General features: G+C 65.3%; 1 protein-coding gene. It reads left to right on the top strand.

The annotated features are described in order from the left end of the window. Positions 1-908: PKD domain-containing protein (locus GQB03_RS22605; RefSeq protein ID WP_159694055.1), on the top strand; the 908-nt coding region annotated here is incomplete at both ends.

Here is a 908-nt window from a genome sequence, read left to right as displayed (position 1 = left end):
CCGAGCATTGCGCTCACGGGCAGTGGCTCGGTGACGCTGGGGGCGAGCTACATCCTGAACCTCGGCAGCATTACCGACCCGGGCACCGATACGGTCACGAGCTACGTCATCGACTGGGGCGACGGCAGCACGGACACCGTGGCGAGTGCCGGTGACGTGAGCCACGACTACGCCGCAGCCGGTGACTACACGGTCAGTGTCAGCCTGATCGACGAGGACGGCACGCACGCCGATGCGGGTGCCGTCTCGCTGAGCGTGTTGCCGCCGACCGACACCGTCTCCTTCGAGGCCGGCCCGGATGTCAGCCTCGACGAAGGCGCCACCTTCAGCCGTGTCATCGCTTTTGCCGACGGCGCCGACAATGGCGCAGCCGGCTGGAGCTACACGGTCGACTATGGGGATGGCACGACCGAGAGCGGCACACTCGGCAGTACCTCCTTGCCGCTCAATCACACCTACGAGGATGGCAGCGCCACCTACACGGTCAGCGTCACCATTACCGACGTTGCCGGAGAAACGGCAAGCGACAGCTTCAGCGTCACGGTTGCTAACGTCGCCCCCTCCATCGAGCTCAGCGGAGCCGACAGCGTCGATGAAGCCAGCAGCTACACCCTGAGCCTGGGCAGTCTGATCGATCCGGGTGCCGACACCGCCACCGACTACAGCCTCGACTGGGGTGATGGCAACGTGCAGAGCTTCAGCGCAGCCGAGTTCGCCGCGCTTGGAGGCAGCATCGAGCATGTCTATGCCGACGGTGACGCCAGCGCCACGATTACGCTGACGGTCACCGACGAGGACGGCAGCTTTGTCGCCGGCACCAAGACCATCACGGTGAACAATGTCGCGCCGAGCCTGAACATCGGTGGAGCGGGCAGCATCGACGAAGGCGACACCTTCGCGCTGGCCAT

The sequence above is a fragment of the Cognatazoarcus halotolerans genome (assembly GCF_009800965.1).
GTDB lineage: Bacteria > Pseudomonadota > Gammaproteobacteria > Burkholderiales > Rhodocyclaceae > Cognatazoarcus > Cognatazoarcus halotolerans.
This window is presented reverse-complemented; position numbering and strand designations above follow the sequence as displayed.